This is a genomic window from Nakamurella antarctica, assembly GCF_003860405.1.
Classification (GTDB): domain Bacteria; phylum Actinomycetota; class Actinomycetes; order Mycobacteriales; family Nakamurellaceae; genus Nakamurella; species Nakamurella antarctica.
In genome coordinates this window covers 20,870-43,151 of sequence record NZ_CP034170.1, presented here as the reverse complement: position 1 = coordinate 43,151, position 22,282 = coordinate 20,870, and the positions used below count along the sequence as shown (strand labels likewise).

At 62.1% G+C, this 22,282-nt stretch carries 24 protein-coding genes and 1 pseudogene; 14 read left to right on the top strand and 11 right to left on the bottom strand.

What is annotated here, in order from left to right; genetic code table 11:
- Positions 1-39 precede the first annotated feature (39 nt).
- The 5 genes from EH165_RS00220 (at position 40) to EH165_RS00200 (ending at position 6,732) form a co-directional block, all read left to right on the top strand.
- A complete protein-coding gene (locus tag EH165_RS00220) occupies positions 40-1,494 on the top strand; it encodes an extracellular solute-binding protein (protein WP_206426017.1) in 1,455 nt (484 codons plus the stop codon).
- 198 nt (positions 1,495-1,692) lie between these two features.
- Entirely contained in the window at positions 1,693-2,631 is a 939-nt protein-coding gene (locus EH165_RS00215; protein ID WP_124797511.1) for a carbohydrate ABC transporter permease, read from the top strand.
- A gap of 1 nt (position 2,632) precedes the next feature.
- A complete protein-coding gene (locus EH165_RS00210) occupies positions 2,633-3,529 on the top strand; it encodes a carbohydrate ABC transporter permease (protein WP_124800195.1) in 897 nt (298 codons plus the stop codon).
- 58 nt (positions 3,530-3,587) lie between these two features.
- Positions 3,588-5,582: a beta-galactosidase gene (locus EH165_RS00205; protein WP_124797510.1), complete on the top strand. Its 1,995-nt coding sequence runs from the start codon at positions 3,588-3,590 to the stop codon at positions 5,580-5,582.
- Positions 5,566-6,732 (top strand): ROK family transcriptional regulator, encoded by a 1,167-nt coding sequence (locus EH165_RS00200; RefSeq protein WP_124797509.1) that lies wholly within the window; start codon positions 5,566-5,568, stop codon positions 6,730-6,732. The genes EH165_RS00205 and EH165_RS00200 overlap by 17 nt, the downstream gene beginning before the upstream one ends.
- 18 nt (positions 6,733-6,750) lie before the next feature.
- On the opposite strand, the gene EH165_RS00195 is transcribed toward EH165_RS00200, so the two are convergent.
- The 3 genes from EH165_RS00195 to EH165_RS00185 all read right to left on the bottom strand — a co-directional run bounded on the left by EH165_RS00195 (position 6,751) and on the right by EH165_RS00185 (position 9,328).
- A complete protein-coding gene (locus EH165_RS00195) occupies positions 6,751-7,308 on the bottom strand; it encodes a hypothetical protein (RefSeq protein ID WP_124797508.1) in 558 nt (185 codons plus the stop codon).
- Positions 7,305-7,901, bottom strand: coding sequence for an RNA polymerase sigma factor (locus EH165_RS00190; protein ID WP_164479026.1), 597 nt, complete (start codon positions 7,899-7,901; stop codon positions 7,305-7,307). Before EH165_RS00190 ends, EH165_RS00195 begins: the two co-directional genes overlap by 4 nt.
- A gap of 260 nt (positions 7,902-8,161) precedes the next feature.
- Complete coding sequence (locus EH165_RS00185; protein ID WP_124797506.1) at positions 8,162-9,328, bottom strand: calcium:cation antiporter; 1,167 nt, start codon at positions 9,326-9,328, stop codon at positions 8,162-8,164.
- 358 nt (positions 9,329-9,686) lie between these two features.
- Here EH165_RS00185 and EH165_RS00180 point away from each other — a divergent pair, with 358 nt between their 5' ends.
- From EH165_RS00180 to EH165_RS16690, 4 genes and pseudogenes are all read left to right on the top strand, one after another.
- Complete coding sequence (locus EH165_RS00180) at positions 9,687-10,085, top strand: ArsR/SmtB family transcription factor (protein ID WP_277870508.1); 399 nt, start codon at positions 9,687-9,689, stop codon at positions 10,083-10,085.
- Positions 10,082-11,146 carry a DMT family transporter gene (locus tag EH165_RS00175; RefSeq protein WP_124797505.1) on the top strand — a complete coding sequence of 355 codons (1,065 nt, stop codon included), beginning with the start codon at positions 10,082-10,084 and terminating at the stop codon, positions 11,144-11,146. The genes EH165_RS00180 and EH165_RS00175 overlap by 4 nt, the downstream gene beginning before the upstream one ends.
- Positions 11,147-11,415: 269 nt before the next feature.
- Positions 11,416-12,081, top strand: a pseudogene (locus tag EH165_RS16695) (formate/nitrite transporter family protein); the annotation flags it as partial.
- A gap of 172 nt (positions 12,082-12,253) precedes the next feature.
- Positions 12,254-12,634 (top strand): mycothiol transferase, encoded by a 381-nt coding sequence (locus tag EH165_RS16690; RefSeq protein WP_124797504.1) that lies wholly within the window; start codon positions 12,254-12,256, stop codon positions 12,632-12,634.
- Here EH165_RS16690 and EH165_RS16685 read toward each other — a convergent pair.
- The gene (locus EH165_RS16685) at positions 12,537-12,794 is read right to left on the bottom strand and encodes a glutaredoxin family protein (RefSeq protein ID WP_422392164.1); all 258 of its coding nucleotides are present in this window, start codon (positions 12,792-12,794) and stop codon (positions 12,537-12,539) included. The two genes, EH165_RS16690 and EH165_RS16685, sit on opposite strands and share 98 nt — an antisense overlap.
- 232 nt (positions 12,795-13,026) lie before the next feature.
- Here EH165_RS16685 and EH165_RS00155 point away from each other — a divergent pair, with 232 nt between their 5' ends.
- Both EH165_RS00155 and EH165_RS00150 read left to right on the top strand, forming a co-directional pair.
- Positions 13,027-13,488, top strand: coding sequence for an SRPBCC family protein (locus tag EH165_RS00155; protein ID WP_124797503.1), 462 nt, complete (start codon positions 13,027-13,029; stop codon positions 13,486-13,488).
- A gap of 50 nt (positions 13,489-13,538) precedes the next feature.
- Positions 13,539-13,901, top strand: a complete 363-nt coding sequence (locus tag EH165_RS00150; RefSeq protein ID WP_164479025.1) for a nuclear transport factor 2 family protein — start codon at positions 13,539-13,541, stop codon at positions 13,899-13,901.
- Between the two features lie 230 nt (positions 13,902-14,131).
- Here EH165_RS00150 and EH165_RS00145 read toward each other — a convergent pair whose 3' ends face one another.
- From EH165_RS00145 to EH165_RS16680, 3 genes are read right to left on the bottom strand one after another with little or no spacing between them, the layout of a single operon-like run.
- The gene (locus EH165_RS00145) at positions 14,132-14,662 is read right to left on the bottom strand and encodes a dihydrofolate reductase family protein (RefSeq protein ID WP_206426015.1); all 531 of its coding nucleotides are present in this window, start codon (positions 14,660-14,662) and stop codon (positions 14,132-14,134) included.
- Between the two features lie 52 nt (positions 14,663-14,714).
- Positions 14,715-14,996, bottom strand: a complete 282-nt coding sequence (locus tag EH165_RS15570) for a GNAT family N-acetyltransferase (RefSeq protein ID WP_206426014.1) — start codon at positions 14,994-14,996, stop codon at positions 14,715-14,717.
- Entirely contained in the window at positions 14,897-15,166 is a 270-nt protein-coding gene (locus EH165_RS16680) for a GNAT family N-acetyltransferase (RefSeq protein ID WP_422392163.1), read from the bottom strand. The genes EH165_RS15570 and EH165_RS16680 overlap by 100 nt, the downstream gene beginning before the upstream one ends.
- Before the next feature lie 169 nt (positions 15,167-15,335).
- Here EH165_RS16680 and EH165_RS16675 point away from each other — a divergent pair, with 169 nt between their 5' ends.
- Complete coding sequence (locus EH165_RS16675; RefSeq protein ID WP_124797501.1) at positions 15,336-15,560, top strand: hypothetical protein; 225 nt, start codon at positions 15,336-15,338, stop codon at positions 15,558-15,560.
- 56 nt (positions 15,561-15,616) lie between these two features.
- Here the strand turns inward: EH165_RS16675 and EH165_RS00130 are convergent, their stop codons facing one another.
- On the bottom strand, positions 15,617-16,603 hold the full coding sequence (locus EH165_RS00130; protein WP_124797500.1) for a DUF2332 domain-containing protein: 987 nt from the start codon (positions 16,601-16,603) through the stop codon (positions 15,617-15,619).
- Positions 16,604-16,820: 217 nt separating this feature from the next.
- Between EH165_RS00130 and EH165_RS00125 the strand changes: the two genes are divergently transcribed.
- Positions 16,821-17,174 carry a hypothetical protein gene (locus EH165_RS00125; RefSeq protein WP_124797499.1) on the top strand — a complete coding sequence of 118 codons (354 nt, stop codon included), beginning with the start codon at positions 16,821-16,823 and terminating at the stop codon, positions 17,172-17,174.
- 215 nt (positions 17,175-17,389) lie between these two features.
- Here EH165_RS00125 and EH165_RS00120 read toward each other — a convergent pair whose 3' ends face one another.
- The 3 genes from EH165_RS00120 to EH165_RS00110 form a co-directional block, all read right to left on the bottom strand.
- The gene (locus tag EH165_RS00120) at positions 17,390-18,541 is read right to left on the bottom strand and encodes an APC family permease (protein ID WP_124797498.1); all 1,152 of its coding nucleotides are present in this window, start codon (positions 18,539-18,541) and stop codon (positions 17,390-17,392) included.
- Between the two features lie 120 nt (positions 18,542-18,661).
- A complete protein-coding gene (locus EH165_RS00115; protein ID WP_124797497.1) occupies positions 18,662-19,732 on the bottom strand; it encodes an NAD(P)/FAD-dependent oxidoreductase in 1,071 nt (356 codons plus the stop codon).
- Between the two features lie 261 nt (positions 19,733-19,993).
- A complete protein-coding gene (locus tag EH165_RS00110) occupies positions 19,994-20,857 on the bottom strand; it encodes a hypothetical protein (RefSeq protein WP_124797496.1) in 864 nt (287 codons plus the stop codon).
- A 523-nt stretch (positions 20,858-21,380) separates the two neighbouring features.
- On the opposite strand from EH165_RS00110, the gene EH165_RS00105 reads away from it, so the two are divergent.
- Positions 21,381-22,151: a DUF6226 family protein gene (locus tag EH165_RS00105; protein WP_124797495.1), complete on the top strand. Its 771-nt coding sequence runs from the start codon at positions 21,381-21,383 to the stop codon at positions 22,149-22,151.
- Positions 22,152-22,282 lie beyond the last annotated feature (131 nt).

The following is a 22,282-nucleotide window of genomic DNA, read 5'->3' as shown; positions in this document are numbered from 1 at the left end:
TTTTTCCATGTAGTCCCCAGAGCACCAGAAAGGCTCACCATGAAGATCGCTTTACACTCCCGTCGAGCAATTGCATTGCTCGGCATCGGCGCCATGACGCTTGGCGTCGCAGCATGTGGCTCCAGCTCGGACAGCGCGGCCACCCCGGCCGCGTCCTCGTCAGCCGCACCGGCTGCGTCCTCCTCCTCCTCGGCCGCAGCAACGTCGGCTGACTCGTCTTCGGCCGCTCCGGCCGAGACGTCCTCCTCCGCTGCCGAATCCGCAGCGCCGGCTGGCGACGCCGTCAACCTGACCTTCTCCACCTGGGTCCCCGGCATGGACAAGGTCGTTGACCTCTGGAACGCCAAGAACCCGAAGATCCAGGTCAAGGTCAGCATCACCCCCAACGGTGGTAGCGGTACCTACCAGAACTTCCTCAATGGTGTTAAGGCCGGCACCGCGCCCGACCTTGGCCAGATCGAGTACGACTCCTTGGCGAACTTCCGCGTCCAGGACGCCCTGGAAGACATCTCCGCTGTCCCCGGCGTCAAGGAAGCCAAAGATTCCTTCATCCCGTGGACCTGGGGACAGGTTGACTTCGCTGGCTCCGGCGGCGTGTACGCAATCCCGCAGGACGCAGGCCCCATGGCCATGTTCTACCGCAAGGACATCTTCGATGGTCTCGGACTGAAGCCGCCGACAACCTGGGCCGAATACGCCGAGGCCGCCGCCAAGATCAACGCTGCAGACCCGACCCACTACATCACCCACTTCTCGCAGGGCGACCCCAACTGGTACACCGGCTTGTTGTGGCAGGCAGGCGCGAAGTTGTTCGACAACAGTGGCGACGGCGTCAAGGTCAACCTTGATTCCGACCCGAAGGCTGCCGAAGTCAACTCCTACTGGCAGGACCTGATCAGCAAGAAGCTGGTCGCCACCAACCTGCAGGGCTTCTCCCCTGAGCTGTACAAGGCCTGGGACGACGGATCCATCGCTACCTGGATCAGCGCCGCATGGGGCTACAGCACCATCCGCGACAACGCACCCGCGGGCGCTGGCAAGTGGGCCGTTGCTCCGATGCCGCAGTGGACTGCAGGCGGAAACGCTGCTGGTAACTGGGGTGGATCCTCCACCGCAGTGCTGAAGGGCTCCAAGCACGTTGCTGAAGCTGCACAGTTCGCGATCTGGCTGAACACCGACCCCGAGGCCCTGACCATGGGCAACAAGCTCGGTGGCCTGTACCCGGCCGCAGTGGCCGGCGCAGAACTGCCCGCACTGAAGGAAGGCGTCGCATTCTACGGCGACCAGAAGATCTTCGACGTGTTCAACGAGGCCAGCAAGGGCGTTGACGCCAGCTTCCAGTGGGGCCCGACCATGACCGACACGTACAACGCGATCAAGGACGGCGTCGCCGCAACCCTTGGTGGCACCAGCACCCTCGCGGATGCCTTCAAGTTGGCTCAGGAGAAGACTGTTGCTTCCCTCGAGGCACAGGCCATCCCGGTCGTCAAGTAATCTCCCGCACTCCCTGAGGTAGCTGCGTCTGCTCGTCATTCGCAGTAACCCCCAGCGCTTTACCGGCGGGGTCTGTCCGTGCAATTATCACCCCGGACAGACCCCGCCGTTGCTTTATCCGCAACTTGCCCGTCGCGCTGCACAGGCGTGCCGAGACCTCACATGCCCTCGCATCATCAGCAACCAGGAGCGCAGCCCATGACCACCACAGCGGCAGACGTATCCGCCGGCCTTGCGCCGGCCCCCTCTACCAAGTCGCGATCCGGTCCTGGCAAGTGGCAGCCCTGGTTGTTCCTATTCCCATTTTTAATACCGTTCGTTCTGTTCTACGTAGCCCCCATCGCCTACGCGTTCTACCAAAGCTTGTTCAAGATCGAGCGCACCGGTGGGATCTTCGGTAAACCGAGCCAGGTTTTCGCAGGTCTGTCCCAATACGCCTCCGTGTTCAGCGACCAAGACTTCCGGGCCAGCATCCTGCGGGTGCTCGTGTTCGGTATCGTCCAGATCCCGGTGATGCTACTCATCTCGCTGGGACTCGCTCTGCTGCTCGACTCCACCTTGGTGTACTTCAAACGGTTCTTGAGGATTTCATTCTTCGTGCCGTACGGGGTCCCGGGTGTGATCGCGGCCATCATGTGGGGCTTCATCTACTCCCCCAACTTGTCGCCTATCGTGGCGCTGCTCAACAAGCTCAACATCTCCATCGACTTCTTGGGCACCCACGTCGTGCTCTGGTCCATTGCCAACGTCGTCACGTGGACGTACGCCGGCTACAACATGTTGATCATTTACTCCGCGTTGCTCTCCATCCCACAAGAAATCTTCGAAGCCGCTCGCCTTGACGGCGCCTCGAACTGGGACATCGCGCGGCGGATCAAGATCCCCTCGGTGGCTCCCGCCCTGGTGCTCACCGGCGTCTTCTCCATCATCGGAACGCTGCAGCTGTTTACCGAAGCGAAGGTGTTCACCAACATCTCTACCGCCATCACTTCGAGCTACACCCCGAACCTGGTGGTGTTGGCCAAGGCCCAGAACAACTACAACCAGTCTGCTGCGCTGTCAGTGACGTTGGCTGTGGGCACCTTCATCCTTTCCTTCCTCTTCCTCAAGCTCACCAACCGACGGGCCGGTGCCTAATATGTTGATCAACGTCGATGGGGCCATCACTAAGCCCGAATCCGCCGAGCCTGGCCGCGGTCCCCGCGAGAACCCAGTTGTCGTAGGTATTTCCATGGTCTTCATGGTGGCCGCGCTGTTCTACTTCCTCCTGCCCGTGTACATCCTGGTAGTGGCCGCCACCAAGGCGCAGCCCGAGCTGGCCACCACCAGCGGCCTGGTCCCGAGCAGCAGTTTCTTCATCAACTTCGGTAATCTAATCGCCCGCGATGACGGCGTTTACCTCCGGTGGCTGTTGAACTCGGTGATTTATGCGGTTGGCGGCGCCGTCCTGGGTACCCTCCTAGCGTCGCTGGCTGGTTACGCGCTGGCAAAATACAAGTTCCGCGGCCGCGAGAGCATGTTCAACATCATCCTCGGCGGTGTGTTGATGCCCGCCACGGCGCTGGCCCTGCCCCTGTTCCTGATCTTCACGAAGGTCGGACTCGTCAACACTTATTGGGCCGTTTTGCTCCCCTCGATCGTCTCGCCCTTCGGTGTGTATCTGGCGCGGATCTTCGCCTCCACCGCGGTTCCGGACGAGCTGATCGAGGCTGGCCGGTTGGACGGCGCTGGGGAGTTCCGAATCTTCTTCACGATCGGGACCCGTTTGATGGCACCAGCACTGGTCACGATATTCCTGTTTCAGTTCGTCGCGATCTGGAACAATTTCTTCCTCCCCTTGATCATGTTGGGTGACCAAGATTTGTACCCGGTCACCCTCGGGCTCTTCGCCTGGCAGGGTACGACAAAGAATGTTCCGGAATTGCAGACGCTGGTGCTTACCGGGTCGGTGGTTGCTGTTGTCCCGTTGGTGGCAATGTTCTTGCTGTTGCAACGGTTCTGGCAGTCCGGTTTGTCCGCCGGGGCAGTCAAGTAGGGACAGCGGTTTTTTAACGGTTCGGCTTTCTTTCGTGCGGTTGGCAAGGAGTGTGTGCGTGAATACGGTTACCGGTCACATTGGCGGCTTGGCCTACGGCGGCGATTACAACCCCGAGCAGTGGGACCGGGAGGTGTGGCTCGAAGACGTCGCATTGATGCGCGAAGCCGGAGTCAACCTGGTCACCGTCGGAGTGTTCTCGTGGGCATTGCTCGAGCCGAGCGCCGGCGTATACCAGTTCGACTGGCTTGACGAGATTGTAGATCTGTTGCACGCCAATGGCATTGCCGTCGATCTCGCGACCAGCACGGCTTCGCCGCCGCCGTGGTTCACCATCAACAATCCGCAGGCACGTCTTGTCGATGCCTTCGGGTCTGTCCGGGTACACGGCGGCAGGCAGGCATTCTGCCCGTCGTCACCGGAGTATCGAGCGGCGAGCGTAGCGATGGCCTCCGAGATGGTCCGCCGGTACGCGGGCCATCCCGCCGTCGTCATGTGGCACATCAATAACGAATACGGCTGCCAAAACTTCGAATGCTTCTGCCCGCAGTCGGCGGCGTCGTTCCGGGTCTGGCTGGGGGCAAAGTACGGCACCCTGGAGGAGCTCAACCGCTGCTGGGGGACAAACTTCTGGAGCCAACGCTACGGCCAGTGGGACCAGATCCTGCCACCGAGCGCAGTCTCGTACAACTCGTTCATCAACCCGACCCAGCAACTGGACTGGAAGCGTTTCACCTCAAGCGAATTCGAGGCGTGCTACCTCGGCGAGGCCGCTGAGCTGCGAGCCCATGCGCGGCAGCCTGTCACCACGAACTTCATGTCGTTCTTTGAGCACGTCGACTACTTTGCTTTCGCCGAGCACGTCGACATCGTCTCCAACGACGATTACCTGCTGTCCGAAAACGTCAACTCGACCCATTACACGGCAATGACGGCTGACTTGATGCGCTCGCTCGCCAAGGGGAAGCCGTGGCTATTGATGGAGCACTCGACGTCAGCGGTCAACTGGCAAAACCGCAACCAGGCCAAGGGTCCGGGTGAGATGCGCCGGAACTCGTTGCAGCACATCGCTCGCGGCTCCGATGGCGCGCTGTTCTTCCAGTGGCGCGCCTCCAAGGCCGGTGCGGAGAAATACCACTCGGCGCTACTCCCCCACGCCGGAACGAACAGTACGCGGTGGCGTGAAGTGGTCGAGTTCGGCGCCAACCTGAAGGCGTTAGCCGCGGTCGCCGGCAGTACCGTGGCGCCCGCGTCAACAGCAATCCTGTACGACTGGAACTCCGTGTGGGCACTGAACCAGAAGGCCCACCCCAGCGTTGACTATTCGGTGATGGATCAGGTGCAGCGCTGGCATCACGAGATGTACCGGCGCAACGTCGGAGTCGACTTCCTCGGCCCTGGCGCCGATCTCGCCGGCTACAAGCTGCTCCTGATCCCCGGGCTGTACCTGGTCGACCAAGCCACCAGCGACGCCGTTGCCGAGTTCGTGCGCGGCGGCGGCACCGTACTCGTGAGCTACTTCTCCGGCACCGTCGACGAAAACGACCACATTTGGCTCGGCGGCTACCCCGGAGCATTCCGCGAGGTCCTCGGAGTCACCGTCGAGGAGTTCAGCCCGCTGCCCGTCGACGGCGCGATCGAGCTCACCGAATTCGGCTCCGGAACCATCTGGTCAGAGACCGCCCGCGCCGACTCCGCCGAGGTGCTCGCGCAGTACGTCGGCGGCAATGTCACTGGCTCGGTAGCGTTGACGTGCAACAGCTTTGGCGCCGGAAAGGCCTACTACGTCGGGACCGAATTAGGCGATACCGGACGCGGTGAACTCTTCGACCGGGTCCTTGGCACGGCTGGCATCGTTTCGGCCGAGGTTGCCGATGGGGTCGAAGTTGTCGTCCGTCGCGGCGAGACGGCCAGCTGGACCTTCGTCATCAACCACAGCGATGCGGCTGCCAAGGTTTCCCTGCCCGGACGCGACCTGCTCGGCGACGGAAGCATCCACGATTCGTTCGTGGTGCCTGCCGGGGGTGTGAGCGTTCTTGAGAACCCTGCCTAACCCGCTGGCCGAGATACCGTGGCCAGCGCTATCGGAATCGTCGCGGCTGGTCCTCATTGACCTGTTGGTGCACGGATCGAGCTCCCGGGCCGATTTGGCTCGGCAGTCGGGGGTCTCGCCCGCGAGCCTAACCCGGATTACGCGGAGCATGGTGAGCCGCGGGTTACTCAAAGATTCCGAAGCGGCGCCGTCAAATGGCTTAGGCCGACCAGCATCTCCGGTCGAACTCAACGTCGACAAGGGGCACCTGGTGGGGATCAACCTCACCGCTACGGAACTACGCGTGGCCCGCACTGACCTGCGCGCGACCGTCCTGTTCGAGCAGGTGATCCCGATCGGAGCAAACGACCCAGCCAGCGTGGCGGATCTGATCGCGCAGGTCACCACCGAACAGATTGCCGTGGACCCCTCCGTTTTCGCCGTAGGCGTGAGCTTGGCCGGTCCGGTACCCCCGCATTCGGAGGTGATCACCGCGTCTCCGTTCTTGGGGTGGAGCCAGGTGCCGTTAGTGGACCTGGTGCGGCGGCGGACCGGAATCACCATCGTGGTCGAGAACGACGTGCGTGCCCTCACTGCGGCGGAGCACTGGTTTGGCGCCGCCGCCGGCCTGCGCAACTTCGTGTTGATCACCATCGGGGCTGGCGTCGGCTGCGGAATGGTGGTCGACAACCGGTTGCTGGACGGCACCGGGTTTGTGGGGCAGGTGGGGCATCTACCGATCACCGATTCAGGTCCGTTCTGCGAACGTGGCCACCGCGGTTGCGTTCGTGCCTACCTCTCGTCAGGGTCCATCACCCGTCAGGTGGCCTCCGCCCCCGGCAACACCGATGTGAGCTACGAAGACGTTATCGAGCTCGCAGCGGCGGGCGATCCTGTTGCTGGCCAGGTGGTGAACGCCGCCGGGATGGCCCTCGGAGTGCTGATTGGAACGGTGGCCACCATCGTCGGGCCGGAGAAGGTGCTCGTTTCCGGCGAAGGCATCACCGTCGTACCAGGGGTGCTGCCGCTGGTCCTCGAACACGCCCGTCGGACACAGCATTGGGCGACAGAGCTTGCACCGGTGGAGGTTTCGCCCTTTGACGGTACCGAGTGGGCCCGTGGCGCAGCTGTGGTGGCGTTGCGTCGGCAGATCGAACGCGTCGAGACCTAAGGTCTTGGCCGGTTCGCCCTACGGCATCGGAAATGCGGGCGCTAAACCCATTGCCTGACACAGCGTTTGGTCGTTCGTAGGTATCACGGCTGCCGCACCTGCGTCATCCACGCACACCAGAAGCTTCGGGACCAATGCCCCGTTTTCTATTAGCTCGCGACCCGGCTTCGGCACTATCCCGGCCTGAGTCAAAATGCCCTGCGCCCACAACGAACCGCAGGTGCTGATCGCATTCTCGTAGCCGTTGTAGCTAACGTCGACGGTCCTTCCGTCTGGGTCCACATAGCCATCAGCGGGTGCGACGCCGAGGATGGGCGAGTCAGCAGAATCGCTGGTCCAGCATTCGAGTCGACTCGTTACGGACACTGTTTTCGGGTCGTTGAATATTGCGTAGGCGGTCAACCCTAGCGCGGCCACCGCTACTAGCGCGATGGCTACCGCCTGCTGAGGCATGAAGGCTGGCGCCAGCCGCCGATTAGCGACTTCAACCAGCTGGGCACGTGCGGCCACGCGTCTGGCATGGAGGAGGTTGGACTGTGCTGATTCAGGGTCCGGGGCCAAGTCGTTGTCGATCATCGGTTCATTCCTTTCGATGCTTCTTCTGTGGAGGTGCTGTCAGACACTGCAATTCGCGCGCGGCCTCTCGCCCTGGCCAGACGCGACTTGACCGTGCTGAGCGGGAGCCCGAGCTTCTTGGCAACTACCTCCCGCGGGAGACCCTCGATATCGCACAGTCGCAAGACTTGCTGATCCGTTACCGGGAGTCCGTCCAAAATCCCGTTCACCACGGACGCTCTCTCGATTCGGCTCAGGCTCGCAACTGCCTCCGCCTCGGCTGACGGCTCATCCTCGGCCGGAGGCAGCCGGGCCAAAAACTTCCGATACCTGTGCGCCGCGCGGTGGTAGTTGGCAATCAGGTAGTTGGCGAGCGACAACAGCCATGGCAGAACAGAGTCGGTGGTCAAATCGACCCGCCCGCGCTTGCGCCAGGCTTCCAAAAACGTCATCGAAACCAGATCCTCGGCAGCCGCGACACTCTCCAATCGCCGTTGGCAGTGGCGGAATACCGCCTGGCGGTGGCGATCGTAGATCTGGCCGAACGCTTGGCCGTCATGGCTGCAGGCTCGGCGCCAGAGCTCTGCGTCTGAGTCCGGCATGTTGTGTCCCATGACTAGTAATGTCCGCGGGCCCACCGTCGACTCTCCCCCAACGGGTGAAGTGGTCCGGGTCTCCGGCGGGAAGGTCTCTGCGGGAAGGTCTCTGTGGGAAACCGCGAATGGCTCCGGAGGTCTCACGGGTAAGATTTTCGATTGTCGTTGCCGGAGCCACATCGCGCAAGCTTCGATAGTGTCGGCCGGGTGCACCATGTTGCCCATGTCACGCGCACTTGACGGATCTTTGCAACGAGGGCGAGTCTCATGACGCGAAATTAGGGGACAGCGGCGAAGTACAGGAACGAGGCAAAAACGACCAGGTGCATCGTTGCCTGCATCACAGTGGCGCGTCCAGGCAGCAGGGTTAATGCGGCCAGCAACCCGGTCAAGGCGAGCAGGGTGATCTGCAGGGAGCTCAAACCCAGAATCAACTCACCCGGCAACCAGATCGAGGCAACGGCAATAGTCGGGATGGTCAGACCAATACTGGCCGCCGCCGAACCGTAGGCGAGGTTGAGGCCGACCTGCACCCGATCACGCACGGCGTTGCGGGCCGCGGCCAACGCTTCGGGGAACAGCACGATCACCGCAATAACTACGCCTACGAAGGATGCGGGTAGACCGGCTGAGGACACCCCCGCCTCAATGGCCGGCGACTCAATCTTGGCCAGCCCAACAACTGCCACCAATGAAAGCAGCAGCAAGGCAGCGCTAGTCCACGCCGCCCTATCCGATGGGGAGACCGAATGTTGATCCTCGCCGTCTTGCTCACGATAACCTGCCGATTCATCCCCACCGGGCAGCTTCGCACCTGCTGCGACCGGCGTTGCGGCGGTCACCTTGGGCGGCAGGAAATAGTCGCGGTGGCGAATGTTCTGCACAAACACAAAGGTCAAATACAGCACCGCCGACGCCGCAGCTGCGAATGTCAACTGTGAGGCAGTGAAGATCGGGCCGGGTTCAGCAGTGGTGAACTTGGGCAACACCAGCGTCAACGTCGCGATAGACAGCGCCACAGCGAGCGCGCTGGCGGTGCCGACGGCGTTGAAGCGCGCGATATGGCCACGAAGCGCGCCGAGCAGCAATACCAGGCCAGCGATACCGTTGATGGTGATCATCAATGCCGCGAAAGCAGTATCGCGGGCTAACGATTCGGCGCCAGCAGTACCCGAGAGCATCAGGGTGATGATCAGCCCCACCTCGATGATGGTGACGGCTACGGCCAGAATCAATGAGCCGTACGGTTCGCCCACCCGGTGGGCGACAACCTCGGCGTGGTGAACTGCCGACAACACGCAGGCCACCAACAGCACTGCGATGAGCACCTGATCCGCGACACCCAATTCCGCTGTCCACGCCAGTGCTAGAACAAGCACCCCCAAAACCGGCAGGACCGCAGTGGAAACCGCAAGGGGTGAGGGGCGCGTACGGGGGCTAGACACTTGAGAAAGTATGCCCCCTCCCGTCCCACGACCAACCGCTCATAGTTTTTTGAAGACCCACGCTCCGCCTACCAAGATCTACCGCAGAACCTCATCAGGTGGGCACGGTTTGCTGCAGCTACTAACAGCACCTCCGCACCTCCGCACCACGCAACGCGCAGCAGATCGCAGGACACACCAGCATTGCCCGTCGTAAACCTGACGGCCACCGGGCGCAAATTTGACAGCCACGGGGCGCAAATTTGACAGCCACGGGGCGCAAATTTGACAGCCACCGGGCGCGAACTTGACAGCCATCGGGCGCAAACCTGTTCAGGTACGGCCGCGAGCTCTAAAGGCTGCGGTACCGTCTCTGCGTGTGAACGCAGATATGCATGGTCGGGCCGTTGGTGTGAATGATCCGTACGTTGACCTGGCTGCGGAGGTTTTTGGTGTGCTGGCGGACGCCACCCGAATCCGAATCATCCTGGCCCTGCATGCCGGCGAGATGGCGGTGAACGAGCTTGCGGGCAAGGTCGGGAAGACGCCGGCCGGGGTTTCGCAGCACTTAGCCAAGTTGAGGTGGGCGCGGATGGTTGCCACCCGCCAAGACGGAACCCGAGTGTTCTATCGGCTCACTGATGAGCACGCTCGGAAACTGGTGGCAGACGCAGTGTTCCAGGCCGAGCATGCCGTCGATGAGGGCCCGGCTCACCACAGGGCAATTCAGTTTCCGACGCCCACATCCTCATCCGATCATCCGGATGGGGCGGTATGAGCGGGCCGGCGGCCGGGCTCAAGGATGCCGGTGTGCGGGCCGCGCTTCTGGCCGCGGTTCTGTTCGGAGTCGGTACTCCGCTTGCGAAACTGTTGCTGGACAACGTGAGTCCCTGGTTGCTTGCCGGTCTGCTCTACACCGGATCCGGGGTGGGTCTTGGCCTGTGGCGGTTGGTTTGCAGGAAGCCGAAGGCGCACCTCGCGCAGGCGGACAGGTTGCCCCTGGCGGGCGCGGTGCTGTTCGGCGGCGTCATCGGCCCGGTCCTATTGCTGATCGGGCTCACACACTTGCCAGCTACCGGCGCTTCGCTACTACTTAATGCCGAAGGTGTTTTCACCGCAGTGTTGGCCTGGGTCGTGTTCAAAGAGAACGTCGATCGGTGGGTGGCACTTGGCATGCTGGTGATCGTGGCGGGTGCGGTGGTGCTTGTCGTTCCGGCCGGTGTCGAGCTCGGATCACCATGGCCATCCATTGCCGTTCTGGGGGCCTGCCTGGCTTGGGGAATCGATAACAATCTCACCCGCAAGGTCGCGCTCACCGATGCATCCTGGTTAGCCGCGGTCAAAGGACTCATTGCCGGACCGACCAACCTCATCCTGGCGTTCGTTCTCGGGGCGAGGCTCCCGCCGTTGCTCAACATCGCCGCGTCGATGACCGTTGGCTTCCTTGCCTACGGAGTGAGCCTGGTTCTGTTCATTGTCGGCCTGCGGCACGTCGGCACCGCCAGAGCCGGCGCATACTTCTCTATCGCGCCCTTCTTCGGCGCCGCACTTGCGGTCCTGCTCGGCGACCAGGTCACCGTGCCGCTGTTAGTTGCAGGATTGCTGATGGCCGTCGGGATCTGGCTGCACCTGAGGGAGCGGCATGAGCACGCGCACACCCACGAGTTGCTCGTCCATGAGCACTTCCACACCCATGACGACGGACACCACGACCACCCGCATCGGGTCGGCGGGGGTGAACCCGCATCCGGGCCAGGTCACCGCCACCTGCACACGCATGAGCCGCAGACCCACACACATCAGCACTTCCCCGACTCACACCACCGACACGCCCACTGATACTGAGCCTTGACCGGCTCAGGACCTAAACCTGGGCAGATCCCTTCACGGATCGGATATCGCTGAACTAGACAGCTTGAGGAGCACTTTTAAATCCCGTCCTTGCAACCGGTCGCTCTCTCCGCGTCCGTGCGACCTGCCCACAATTCTGACCAGACCCAACGCCAGCCGTGCCCCCACGGAAGTCGAACAGGGGCCGTACTTCGCCGACATGCCGACGCTTGCGGCTGTAACAATTGAAGGACACTCGGTAACTGGAGGGCGACCGCATGGCAGCAGGCGAAGTTTCGACAAACGACGGGCGTCCAGAACCTGAGGTCGAAGAGGCTTTCGATCGACTGGTGAAGGAGGGGACAGAACGGCTGAGCCGCCCATTTCTGGCGCAGTTCGCCACCACCTTCCTGGGCGGAATCGATATCGGCACCGGGGTTTTGGCCTACCTGGTGGTTCGGGAGCAGACCGACAACCCGGTGCTATCGGGCTTGGCGTTCTCGATCGGCTTCGTCGCACTGCTGCTTGCCCGCAGCGAGCTTTTTACCGAAAACTTCCTGGTGCCGGTGACTGCTGTGGTTGCGAAAGCCGGGACCCTGCGCCAACTTTTTGGCCTATGGGGATTCTCGTTAGCCGCCAACCTGGCGGGCGGCTGGTTAATGATGCTGCTTCTGATGACGGCGCTGCCCGATCTCCGCGAAACCGCCATCGAGGCTGGTACCCATTACGCGCAGCTAGGCATCAACGCGCAAAGTTTTACCCTGGCGATGCTGGCCGGCCTCGTCATCACCCTGATGACGAGGATGCAGCACGCCAGCGGAAGCCTTGGTGTTCAACTGGTTCCGGCCGTGCTGTTCGGTGCTTTGCTGGCCGTAGCCGGGCTATTCCACTGCGTGTTGGACTCGCTGCTGATGTTCGCCGCATTGATCTCCGGGGCGCCGTTCGGCTACGCCGATTGGCTGGGTGCCTTCGCGTGGTCGGCGCTCGGAAACGTGGTGGGGGCCTGGCATTGGTCACCGCGATCCGGCTCTTGCGGGTGCAAAAGAAGGTCAAGCAAGCACGCCGGGAGGCCGGGGCCTCGGGCGTTGGGTGACGGATTCTCGCTATGGTGCTTCAATGACCACACCTGGAACTGGCGACGAGCGCACCGTGTTGGGGCTGGTCACTCACGCCGCGTTAGTCGAGCAGGTCTGGATCCACCACCGGGTAGCGGGAGTGCTACGCGAAGATATCGGGATTTCGGAGCCGGTCGCCGAAAGCTTTTCCCTCGCTCCCGCCGACACCGTGACCGATGTACGGCGCCGCTACCTCGACGTGTGCGAACGCTCCCGGGAGATTGCGGCCGAACATGGCCTCGACGAGGTCTTCGACTGGCGCGGGAATCCAGCGAGCCTGCGATTCATCTACGCCCACTTGCTGACGGAGCTGCCTCGTCACGCGGGACACGGCGAGATTCTGGTTGAGCAGTTGCACGCCCGGCGCACTGAGTCGGCTTAGCGCTCGGGGCCGGATTGACAACGGCGCGACCGTCTATCACTACGGTAGGGACAGTCTCGTTGCCGCCGGCCACCGACCGCACGAAAGCGGCGGCGTCGGGATCGCTCCAGATATTGATCATTTTTGGGCGCAGCCTTTTCAGCCGCAGGACCAAACGCAGTCACATACAGAACGGGCATCCTGGTCGCCAATAAACGACCACCCGATCGTTGCCGCATCGGAAGGTTTCATCACGACACTGTGTCACTCGCTGCACCTAGCCGGGAGAATGATTTTGTGGCGCAATGTAAATCGCCCTCTTCACTGTCGAAGCTGCAGGTCTCTCATGGTGCCGCAAGAAATTGATGGCGTTCCCCACGGATCCTGAGGCGCCCCGGTGTTGAATGGTGGACATGACCGACAACGAGGGCTTTGAGTACGTCGCATCTGCCAGCCGCGAGATCCATGCCAGCGCAGAGCGAATCTTTGAACTGATCGCCGACCCGTCCTTTCAGCCAGGCTGGGACGGAAACGCCAACCTGGCCGAGGCCGCACCTGGGCAGCGAGTCCGGAACGTCGGCGAAATGTTCACGATGACCCTCACGCGCGATAACGCGGTGCGAGAAAACCATGTGGTCGAGTTCGACGAGGGTCGACTCATTGCGTGGCGGCCTTCCGAACCAGGGAAGCAGCAGCCGGGACACCTATGGCGGTGGGAACTCGAGCCGCTGGACGCTGCGAGGACCCTCGTCACTCATACCTACGACTGGTCCCAACTGACGGACGAAAACCGCATCGCTCGAGCGAGAGCGACCACGGCTGACAAGTTGATGGCCTCGCTCGACCGGCTCGCAGCGGTGGCCGAGGGCAGCTAACCGGCTGCGCTGACCTGAGTCAATTCGGCACCGATGGAAGACTGGTTGGCGTGGATCACGAGAAGACAATCACCGCAGCCGAACTCGAGCTCCTGACGGCGTCCACACGAGCCAACAGCGCGCGCGTATCGGAATTGCTCCATCCGGATTTCGTAGAAATTGGCAGGTCCGGACACCTGTGGAATCGTGCCGAGATCGTGACGTCACTCGCACGGGAAGTCGATCATGCAACGCCGGTTCTGAGCGACTGGGCGTTTTTGAATCTGTCCAAAGAACTTATTGTCGTCACCTATCTCGCCCACACCGCAGCCGTAGAAAGTCGGCATTCATCGATTTGGGATATCGGCGGCGAGCAGCCACGCTTGCGCTTCCATCAGGGCACCATCGTTCCCGGCAGCGGATCCGTTGGTTAGGTTTGCTGGCTGAGAAGGACACCCCCGCCCGAACACCTGAGGGAGCGCACCGTGTCGAAAGTTGTTGCCAACATGCTCATGTAGCTGGACTCTTCGTGGCTACCGCTGCTCGATGAGAGTCAGCTGGGTGCCATCTCGGTCGATAAGATCGCCGGCACGGCTTCTTGCGGACGGGTTGAAGGCGAGGCACACCGGAGCTCTGTTCGGGAACCCCAGCGCGCCGGATGGCGTCATAGAGCTCGTCGACGTCGGCCACCAGTACACAGCACATAAAGTTGCTCGACACCGGATCGAGCTTTGGCGCAGGGAAAAACTCCAACTACACGCTTCCTAGGGTAAGAATCAGCCAGGTCGAGTCGTCCGTTCCGGGGTGGCGCTGGCTTACCGCCGCCCACGAGAACGGGGTAGAGCAGCAGCACGCACTCGTCGACTAAGCCGTGCCGAAACGCCGCAGCAGCAGGGCTTGCGCCGCCGATGCTCAGGTCGGAGCTGGACATCTCCTTGAGCTGTCGCACCGCTGCTGGTTCGAACTGCCGCTCGATCCTCGTTCGCGCCGTCGTCGGCCGGTCGAGCGTCGAGGAGAAGACGATTTTGTCGGCGTCGCGCCAGACCTCGGCGTACTCGCGACCCACTGCCGGACCGTCCGTCAACCAGTCGTCGTCCTCCCAGACGCGCATCGTTCCGTACATGCGGCGTCCATAGAGCGACGTGCCGATGTGACGTTCGTGTTCGTTCCAGAACGCATGCACTTCCCTCGTCACCGATCCTGACTGATCCGCCCGCCGCCACACCGCGGGCACTTTAGGCCAGCGGCTATGGGCGCACAGACGCGTACAGGAGCATGTCTCGTCGTGTCCCGCCGATCTCACAATGGCCGCGCAGCAGCCATTCTCGTGTATATTCCGCCGTTTCGGCGACGTGCAGGGATCCGATGTTCCATTCTTCGATGTACAACTCGATCCGATGCAGTTCTGGGATGGTCCACGCGAAAGCCGTCACCGCCTGCAGCGCGCTGCTTGCAAACCCTCGACCCCGGTGGACTGGCGACACCGAGTAGCCCACCGTTGCCCGGCCGTCCGAAAGGTTTTTAGCCACAGTCCAATTGAGCCGACGGCGCGGCCCGATCGGGAGTCCGAGATCGCGAACGACAGTCCCAGGCCCTCCGCGAGCCGTCCACGTTGCCGATCAACCCACTCCGCAGCTTGCTGTTCGGTGGGAAAAGCCGGCAACGTTCCGATGAGTGGGATGTAGGGATCACTGCCCATCTCCACAGCGAGATGCGCGTCCGCTCTTCTGAACTCGCGCAAAACAACATCGTTCTGGGTAGGAGGGATCGTCGGCCATTTCGGCAACTCCACTGTCATATCAAGCATTCTCGCCTGCATCATTCGGGTTTGCTAAGGCAGACACGATGTCACGTGGCATTCTTAGCCCATGGTCAACCGCCCCAGTGGGTTCGAATGTGAAGTAACCGGTGACGGCGTGGTGATCCGCCACCATGGTCGACGCGGGACCACACTCCGGGGCGCCGCCGCCGAGCGGTTTCTGTCGGATATGCAGTGTGACGATCAGCAAGAACTGATGGCTCGTGTGACGGGAAACTACAAGCACGGGAACGAACGCGCGGCTAAAAACCACCCTCGCAATCAGACTCGGTGATCAGGGTCGGGTCGCGGTAGCCGCCCTTCTACGCGGCAAGCTGCGCACCCAAGCCTCTAGCTGTTGATCCAAGTCATCTCGCTGCCGTGGGCATGGGTCCAAGCTTGCGCTTGCCCGTCCAGGCCGAGAACGAACGTGTTCAGTTCGGTCGGAACTGCTGGCCCTGTTGCAGTGATGGCTGGCAGCACTGCCTGGTCCTCGTTGCTGATCCAGCGGCACTTCCCCACTGCGACCAGGCCCAGCATCATTTCGGAAAACTGTTGCCGCGCAGGTGGTTCCAGGTACACAATCACCGCACTGTGAAATACCACCACTTCCCCGTAGGCGGATGCTTGATCGATCAATGACGGCAGCCCCGAGAGCAGGTCACCGCAAATCAAGGTGACCGGTTCGGCTCGGGCCACCTCAATTGCCGCCCGCAGCCGGGCCCGCCGCTCGTCATGCTCGGGCCAAATCAGGATCTCCAACCAAGCCGCGGTGTCCGCGTCGGTGGCATCCAGCGGGTTCAGGTCTATCCCTGCCCGCCAAGCTATTCGCGGGTAACCGGCTGGGATCGGCACCGGACCCGTCGTCGCGCAGTGCAGCTTAGGCCCGCCACTGCCGACGAGCTCTCCGGCTGGCTCCCAAAGGTAGTCGTACCGGTCGGGATACAGGCAAAGGCCCGCGCTGGCACCCACTTCGATCAGGGCTAAGGGGCGTTTGGCCTGTTCCGCAATCCGGGAGAAGGTCGGCATCAGCGTCGCCAGTCGCCCCACCTCGTTGGTTTGAGTGCGACGTTCCAGAATGGTCTGTCGGATTGCCCCGTCGTCATCGAGCAACGCCTGACGCAGTCCGTCATACGGACCGGGCGCCAGCACCCCGTGCCAGCGCGCGGCTGCGAAAACTAGGTTGGGTTGCCGCTTGATCTGCGGCAGCGTTTCGATCCAGGCGATTACGTCTGGGTCATTCGCCACGGCCAGCGCCCATTGCTCGAAGCACGGCGAGCTGACCGCGTGGGCGGCAAAGTTCCGGTACTGCTGGGGTACTTGGGCAAAAAGCAACATCGTTCATAGTGGCCCGGCGAATGGGGCTTCGGCAATGCCAGATCGCCGCGACTCAGATTTGCACCTGACGCGACTCACCGGAAGTCACCGACACATCGCCCGGCAGATACGGGGCAGATGGCGGTGCGCAAGCCGTGAAGCGAGTGCCGTCCTCATCGGCACCAACGGGGCGCCGACACGCTCTTGCCTTCGAAATGTGCGGGGTCAACAATCAGGAATGGACTTCTCGCGGTCCACCTTCTCGCCGCCTTCTGTGGCTTCGACCGCCGCGCCCGCCACCTGGGCGATTCTGAACCTCGATATTTTCGCCGACCCGTGGGTGCCGAAAACGGTGGGGCCGGACTTCGAGGCGTACGTCCGAATCTTTCACCCCCTCGATGACGGGCCAGCCGGGCCACGCGCCCCTGGGGCAAAGCTCTGGGCTGATGTGGCCGAGATTCACGGCCGGACAATGCATCCATGCGCGAATTGGGATCACATCAACGCTGTCCCGATGGATGAGCATGGCAACCACTCGTCCGGGGACCCCAGCACCGGCAACCTCGAAGCAGCTACCCGCATCGGTGATTGAGCAACCTCGGAATGGTTCATCAGCCAGTCGCCCAGCATCTTCTGGCCTGACGATCAGAAGTGCTGCGTGGCAACAGACGGCGACTCCAACACCACCTTGGTCGGCGGTAGCCGTGATCTCGTCACCGCGATTATCGACTCCCCTGCGCGAGGCCCTCGGCCTTGCGCGGAGCGCCTCAAGGCTGGACACCCTCAATCCGTATTAGAGGCTGGACGTCAGCTCGCGGCTTGAGCAAACACTGCCACCGCCAACATCAGCAGCGCGAGGGCCCCAAATCCGACCTTGCGCCGTAGCCCGGTCGACGTTCGCATCGCGATGACGGACTGCAGCGCGTAGTACGCGGCGAATGCCCGCGATGCGACGGCCACGATCGTAAGGGTCGGAACGACGGCGGCCAGTGCAATCGCGGCCGCTCCTCCGACCAGGTAGGGGCGAGGACCTTTGAACCAACTGTTCAACCCGCGCATGTTGCCGTCGGCGGCGGCGGTGTCGGCGATCGCGGCGCTGAACTGGCTCAGTACAGCCGACAGCACCAGCGGTATCGCAAGCCAGGGCGCAATGCGAGAGGTGATGTCCAGCAACGTGTTGTCCAGTCCCGCCGAGGTCCCGAGTCCCATGACGGGGGTTGAGACGGCGACGAATCCGATGTAGATGGACGTGGCGACCAACTGCGCCACCCGCGATGCCCACACCCGGGTGGGCGCATCGAACTCATCGCCGAGATACCTAACGGTTTCGAAACCTTGGACGGTAATGACGATGCCGCCTAAGACGAGCGCCGCTGTGAGTGGCGGCATCGACGGTATCGGTGGAAGTGTCAACGAACCTGATGCCGCGGAGCTGATGCCGTGGAACAAGAGAACCCCACCGAGCACCGTTGTCAGCAGCAGCACCGCCGCGATGGAAATCCGATCGAGTCGGTCTAATCCTCGAAAACCCCTAGCCACTCCGATCGCCACAATCACCGCAACACTGGCGCAAGCAATGATCGGTTCCCAAAGCCTCGACCCGGCAGGGGTGAAGTACCCGACGAGATACTGGGCCATGATCCGCAGATACAGCGCCACCGAAATCACATACGCGATAACGATGACGAGGTCTGCCAACGTCTCACACCGAGCGGTCAGCGAATCGAGAGTACCTGCCGCTTTGCGCTTCTCGACGACCACCACGTTATGTCGAATCGAAGTTCCGATCAGCCAGGCAATTGCGCAGACCCCCAAAGCGCCGAATACCGCGAAAGCGCCCAGAGTCCGCTCGAGCACTGGGACGATGATCAACAAACCGGAGCCGAGAATGGACGCCAATGGTGTCACCGACGCCGTAATCACCGCGCGCCGATCGAGAGGCTTTGCGGGGCCCGTCATCTGGCGCTCTCATTGATCGCCAACGGTGCGCGGAACTGAATGAGGGCACAAGCGAGAGTCAGCACCGGATGGCTCCTAGGGTAGTAGAGAGTGCGACTTGCAGGCACGTGTTTTCGGGCCCTACCGCTGATACATCTTGAGCCAGCGCCTGTCGATATACCTCTTGAGCCTCAATGCAAATGTTCCGAACCACCAGAAGCGTCCCCACACCGCTAGGCCCACGCCGTCACCGAGATCAAGAATTGACAGTGCTAATCGTTGCGGTGTGTAGACCGGAAGTGGCTGCTGCTCCACACGGGCGAGCAGGCTCTCATACAGGACCGGACCTTGCCGGACACCGTGAACCCCAATTCGGGGCAGCGGCTGCGGGAGGAAACGCGCGCAGTCGCCCACCGCATAGATCTCGTCGCGGGCCTGGTGCTGCAGCGTCGCCCGCACCGGCACCCCGCGCTCGTCGCCCAGCCCGATTTCGGCGAGTAACGGGGGCGCCGTCAGCCCGACGGCAAGCAGGGCAAGGTCATGAGGAATCTCAGAACCGTTCTCGCAGATGGACTTTTGTGCGCCGATCTCACGTACCGCAGATCCGGTGTGGATGTCGACGCCCCGCGCGTGAAGGAACCTATCGATTCGCCTGCGGGCGCCTTGGGGCAAATCCGACCCGATGGCCGGTCCGGAGTCGACCAACCGGACCTGTGTGACGTGTGGGCTTACGGACAGATGGGCTGCGAGCTCGACACCGGAAGCACCGCCCCCGATTACTGTAATCGCCTGCGGCCCAGCAGTTGTGAGCCGATCGTCCAGTTCCGCAAGTCCACTCAATGGCTTGACTCGCATGACGGAAGGGTCGACCTGCATCCCCGCCGGAGCAACCACACTGCCGATATTGAGCGAGATGACGTCATAAGACACGCGGCCGCCGGTCGACGTCACCGCTATGTTTTTCTGCAGATCCAGACCCACGAGTGTGCCCTCATGAAATGCGAGACCGGATCGTTCCGCCAGCGCACCCACGTCGATGCGCCCCGTGTTTTTCGGAAGTGCCCCCGCCGCAGTCGCCGACGCGACACCGCTGTAATCGAAGTATCGGGGGGCCAACAAGTGCAGCTGATACCCAGCACCAGCAAGCTCTTTGGCGCGCTTGACGACGTAGAGGTGGGCATGGCCCGCCCCGACCAGGAGCAGGATTGGCACTCGATGACCTCGAAGACTTGAGTGGAATGGCGGAAGACGGCTCGTCGTGAGCCTCTGGCATCAGGCTACGCGGGAGGCTTTCCGCGCCAGCTCACCTTGCGGGATCTGGGATCATTTACCCGCTCACAGCGGGCTAATGATCCCAGATGCGGGGCTGCCCTGCCAGCCGTAAGAAGCCAGACGAAAATGCCCCACTCCGGAAAATCGGAGTGGGGCATTTCCTCATCGTTAAAAGCGCCGGAACTCAGTGGCGCAAAGAAACTACTTCTGCAGCGCAGAACGCTTGCGGGTGTAGAGGATGGCGCCAGCGCCGGCGATCAGGGCCGCACCCAGACCGAACAAGAGTCCGTTGTCGGAGCGAGCAGCCATGCTGCCGCCGCCGGTGTCAGCTGCACCAACGGGGGTCACAACCATCTGCGAAGCCTTCAGAACACCACAGAGAGCCGGAGCGGTTGCGACCATTGCGACCTTCTTGTCGGCGCCCGGCAGTGTGACACCCAACGAGTTGGGGGCGGTCAACGCGGCAGGGGCCGCGGTGGCCGGGTTCAAGCCATGCATGACGACGACTGCCTTATTGGCCTTGATGGCCGCCAACGTTTCGGCGTTAATGGTGAACGTGCGCTTGTACGTGTAGTTCGCACCGCCCGGGACCAAGGTCACGTCCGCTGCGGTGGAGGCATCAGTGGCACCCGAAATTGACAGCGTGGTGCCGATCTTGCCGTAAGAGGGCTGGCCCTCGACGGTGTCGACGACACCATTTTTGTCCGTATCAGCAGCAGCGGTGGGGCACTGACCCATGCCGTCGATGTGAATGTGCTGCAAATGCGGGAAGGCCGCGCCGGCGAAGGCCGCCGGGATGCCGAGAGAGGCCAGTACGGCGGTGTCTGCAGGCAGCTTGTCTGCCAAGCCCTTGACGTCCTCGGTCACTGTGACCTGATCGCCGGTAATCGACACGGTGACCTTGCCGGAGGCTGCGCCTGCTGGGGTGTTCAACTCCACTGGGTTCATAGTGGCTTCGTAGGTGATGGTGTCGCCCGGTGCGGTGGCACTTGCCGGCGCCACGAGGGCCAGACCAGCTAAGACGGCGATGCTGGCTGCAGCGAGGAGGCGATAGATCTTTGACATGGAAATCCTTCCATTGAACAAGGTGCGGACGCTATGTCCCTACCCATCGTTCAGGCCCAACGTCGGTGCAGGGCCAACGCAGCATTCGTCAGCCGGACACGGAAACGTCATCGTCTACGTGGGGCGCACTAGCTGCAATCCCTCTCGACAGTAGCAGCGGCCTACATTTTGAATGGATGAATTAATGCTCGGTCATTCTTTGGCAAATGGGTGAATTGAGTACAGTTTGGCGCCTAACGGGTGTATTCGTTTTATTTCGCTGGTCTAACTACCCATTTTCTAGGGACTAAAGGCCCTCACGCCTAATGCACAAATTTCCGCTTAGCTGGATCGATCTGCAAAGCCCGACAGGGCGTCCCCGATTTCTGCGGTTTCCGACCCCTCCTATGGACTCTTGAAGTGGGATCCTGCGTGGTACTGGTAGCCGGTTCGTGACCCATTCGCGTTCCGAAAGTCGTCCCGGGAGGGGGGATTTAAGACGGGCAGCGAGCTCTTCGTACCGCACGTCGGTGACGCCCCAGTCGTGCTGACCGGGGGAACCTGGGCCGCATTTTCCGCTCCACAGTCCAAGGCGAGGATTCATGGCGCCGCCATTCCATGGTGGGAGGACTTCAACGAACATGTCCTAGAGTGGCGTCCTGATGGGATCGGGGAACATCGGGGGTTGATTTCGCCAGAGATCTGCGACTTACTGCGCGACGTTGATGCGGCCGATGAGCCACAACTGCCCGAGTGCGCGAATCCGCGAAGATGGGGCGCTTGGCCGCTGGAAGGGCAATACAGTCGGGGCGAAGATTCTGCAAGGTATCTACTAGTCCAAGCCCGCGGTCGGGCATGGGCGAAGCTCTTCCTCGACCGCGGCTGGGCAAATCTGGTGCCCGTCCTCCTGGGCGTTCCGCCGCTCCCATTAGGCGGTCGCTGCCTCGTCTTGCAATTCCGCGCCAGCGGTGCGGTTGCGCTGGTCTTTGTCATTCACACACCTGAGACCGACGAACGGCCGGTTTCGGTCACGATCGCAGCAGGCAAACCGGCCGTGGCGTTGACGCGGTTGCCTCACTGTGATTGCGACGCGTGCGATGACGGCTCCGCGGACCTTCTCAGAGAGATGGACCCGTTGGCGCTGTCGGTAGTCGACGGCTCGATCCGTGTCGAGCGGGGTGCCCACGGTTACTCAATGCGGACATCGTTCGGCGGGGTAGGCCGTGCGAAGTCCCCATTAGCAGGGACGTTCGCAGGCGTGCCTTGGCCGGAGAGGTGGACTGCCCGGACCCTCATTTCGCAGTTTCCCACCTAATGACGAGGTTCCCGATGTCCCTCGCGGGGCTGGGGGCAAGGGGCTGGGAGCTGGGGGCAACTACGAATCGACGTCTTCGCCCTGCCCACCGAGCAACGTTGATGGCAATAAGACACAGTGTGCCGCTCTTG

Excerpts from the sequence above, each read along its gene's own strand:
- EH165_RS00195 (WP_124797508.1), bottom strand. The coding sequence starts at position 7,308 with ATGATCGACAACGACTTGGCCCCGGACCCTGAATCAGCACAGTCCAAC.
- EH165_RS00215 (WP_124797511.1), top strand. The coding sequence starts at position 1,693 with ATGACCACCACAGCGGCAGACGTATCCGCCGGCCTTGCGCCGGCCCCC.
- EH165_RS00110 (WP_124797496.1), bottom strand. The coding sequence starts at position 20,857 with ATGTCAAAGATCTATCGCCTCCTCGCTGCAGCCAGCATCGCCGTCTTA.
- EH165_RS16690 (WP_124797504.1), top strand. The coding sequence starts at position 12,254 with ATGACCACACCTGGAACTGGCGACGAGCGCACCGTGTTGGGGCTGGTC.
- EH165_RS00190 (WP_164479026.1), bottom strand. The coding sequence starts at position 7,901 with ATGGGACACAACATGCCGGACTCAGACGCAGAGCTCTGGCGCCGAGCC.
- EH165_RS16675 (WP_124797501.1), top strand. The coding sequence starts at position 15,336 with ATGGTCAACCGCCCCAGTGGGTTCGAATGTGAAGTAACCGGTGACGGC.
- EH165_RS00130 (WP_124797500.1), bottom strand. The coding sequence starts at position 16,603 with ATGTTGCTTTTTGCCCAAGTACCCCAGCAGTACCGGAACTTTGCCGCC.
- EH165_RS00210 (WP_124800195.1), top strand. The coding sequence starts at position 2,633 with ATGTTGATCAACGTCGATGGGGCCATCACTAAGCCCGAATCCGCCGAG.
- EH165_RS00120 (WP_124797498.1), bottom strand. The coding sequence starts at position 18,541 with ATGACGGGCCCCGCAAAGCCTCTCGATCGGCGCGCGGTGATTACGGCG.
- EH165_RS00220 (WP_206426017.1), top strand. The coding sequence starts at position 40 with ATGAAGATCGCTTTACACTCCCGTCGAGCAATTGCATTGCTCGGCATC.
- EH165_RS00155 (WP_124797503.1), top strand. The coding sequence starts at position 13,027 with ATGACCGACAACGAGGGCTTTGAGTACGTCGCATCTGCCAGCCGCGAG.
- EH165_RS16680 (WP_422392163.1), bottom strand. The coding sequence starts at position 15,166 with ATGGGCAGTGATCCCTACATCCCACTCATCGGAACGTTGCCGGCTTTT.
- EH165_RS00175 (WP_124797505.1), top strand. The coding sequence starts at position 10,082 with ATGAGCGGGCCGGCGGCCGGGCTCAAGGATGCCGGTGTGCGGGCCGCG.
- EH165_RS00125 (WP_124797499.1), top strand. The coding sequence starts at position 16,821 with ATGGACTTCTCGCGGTCCACCTTCTCGCCGCCTTCTGTGGCTTCGACC.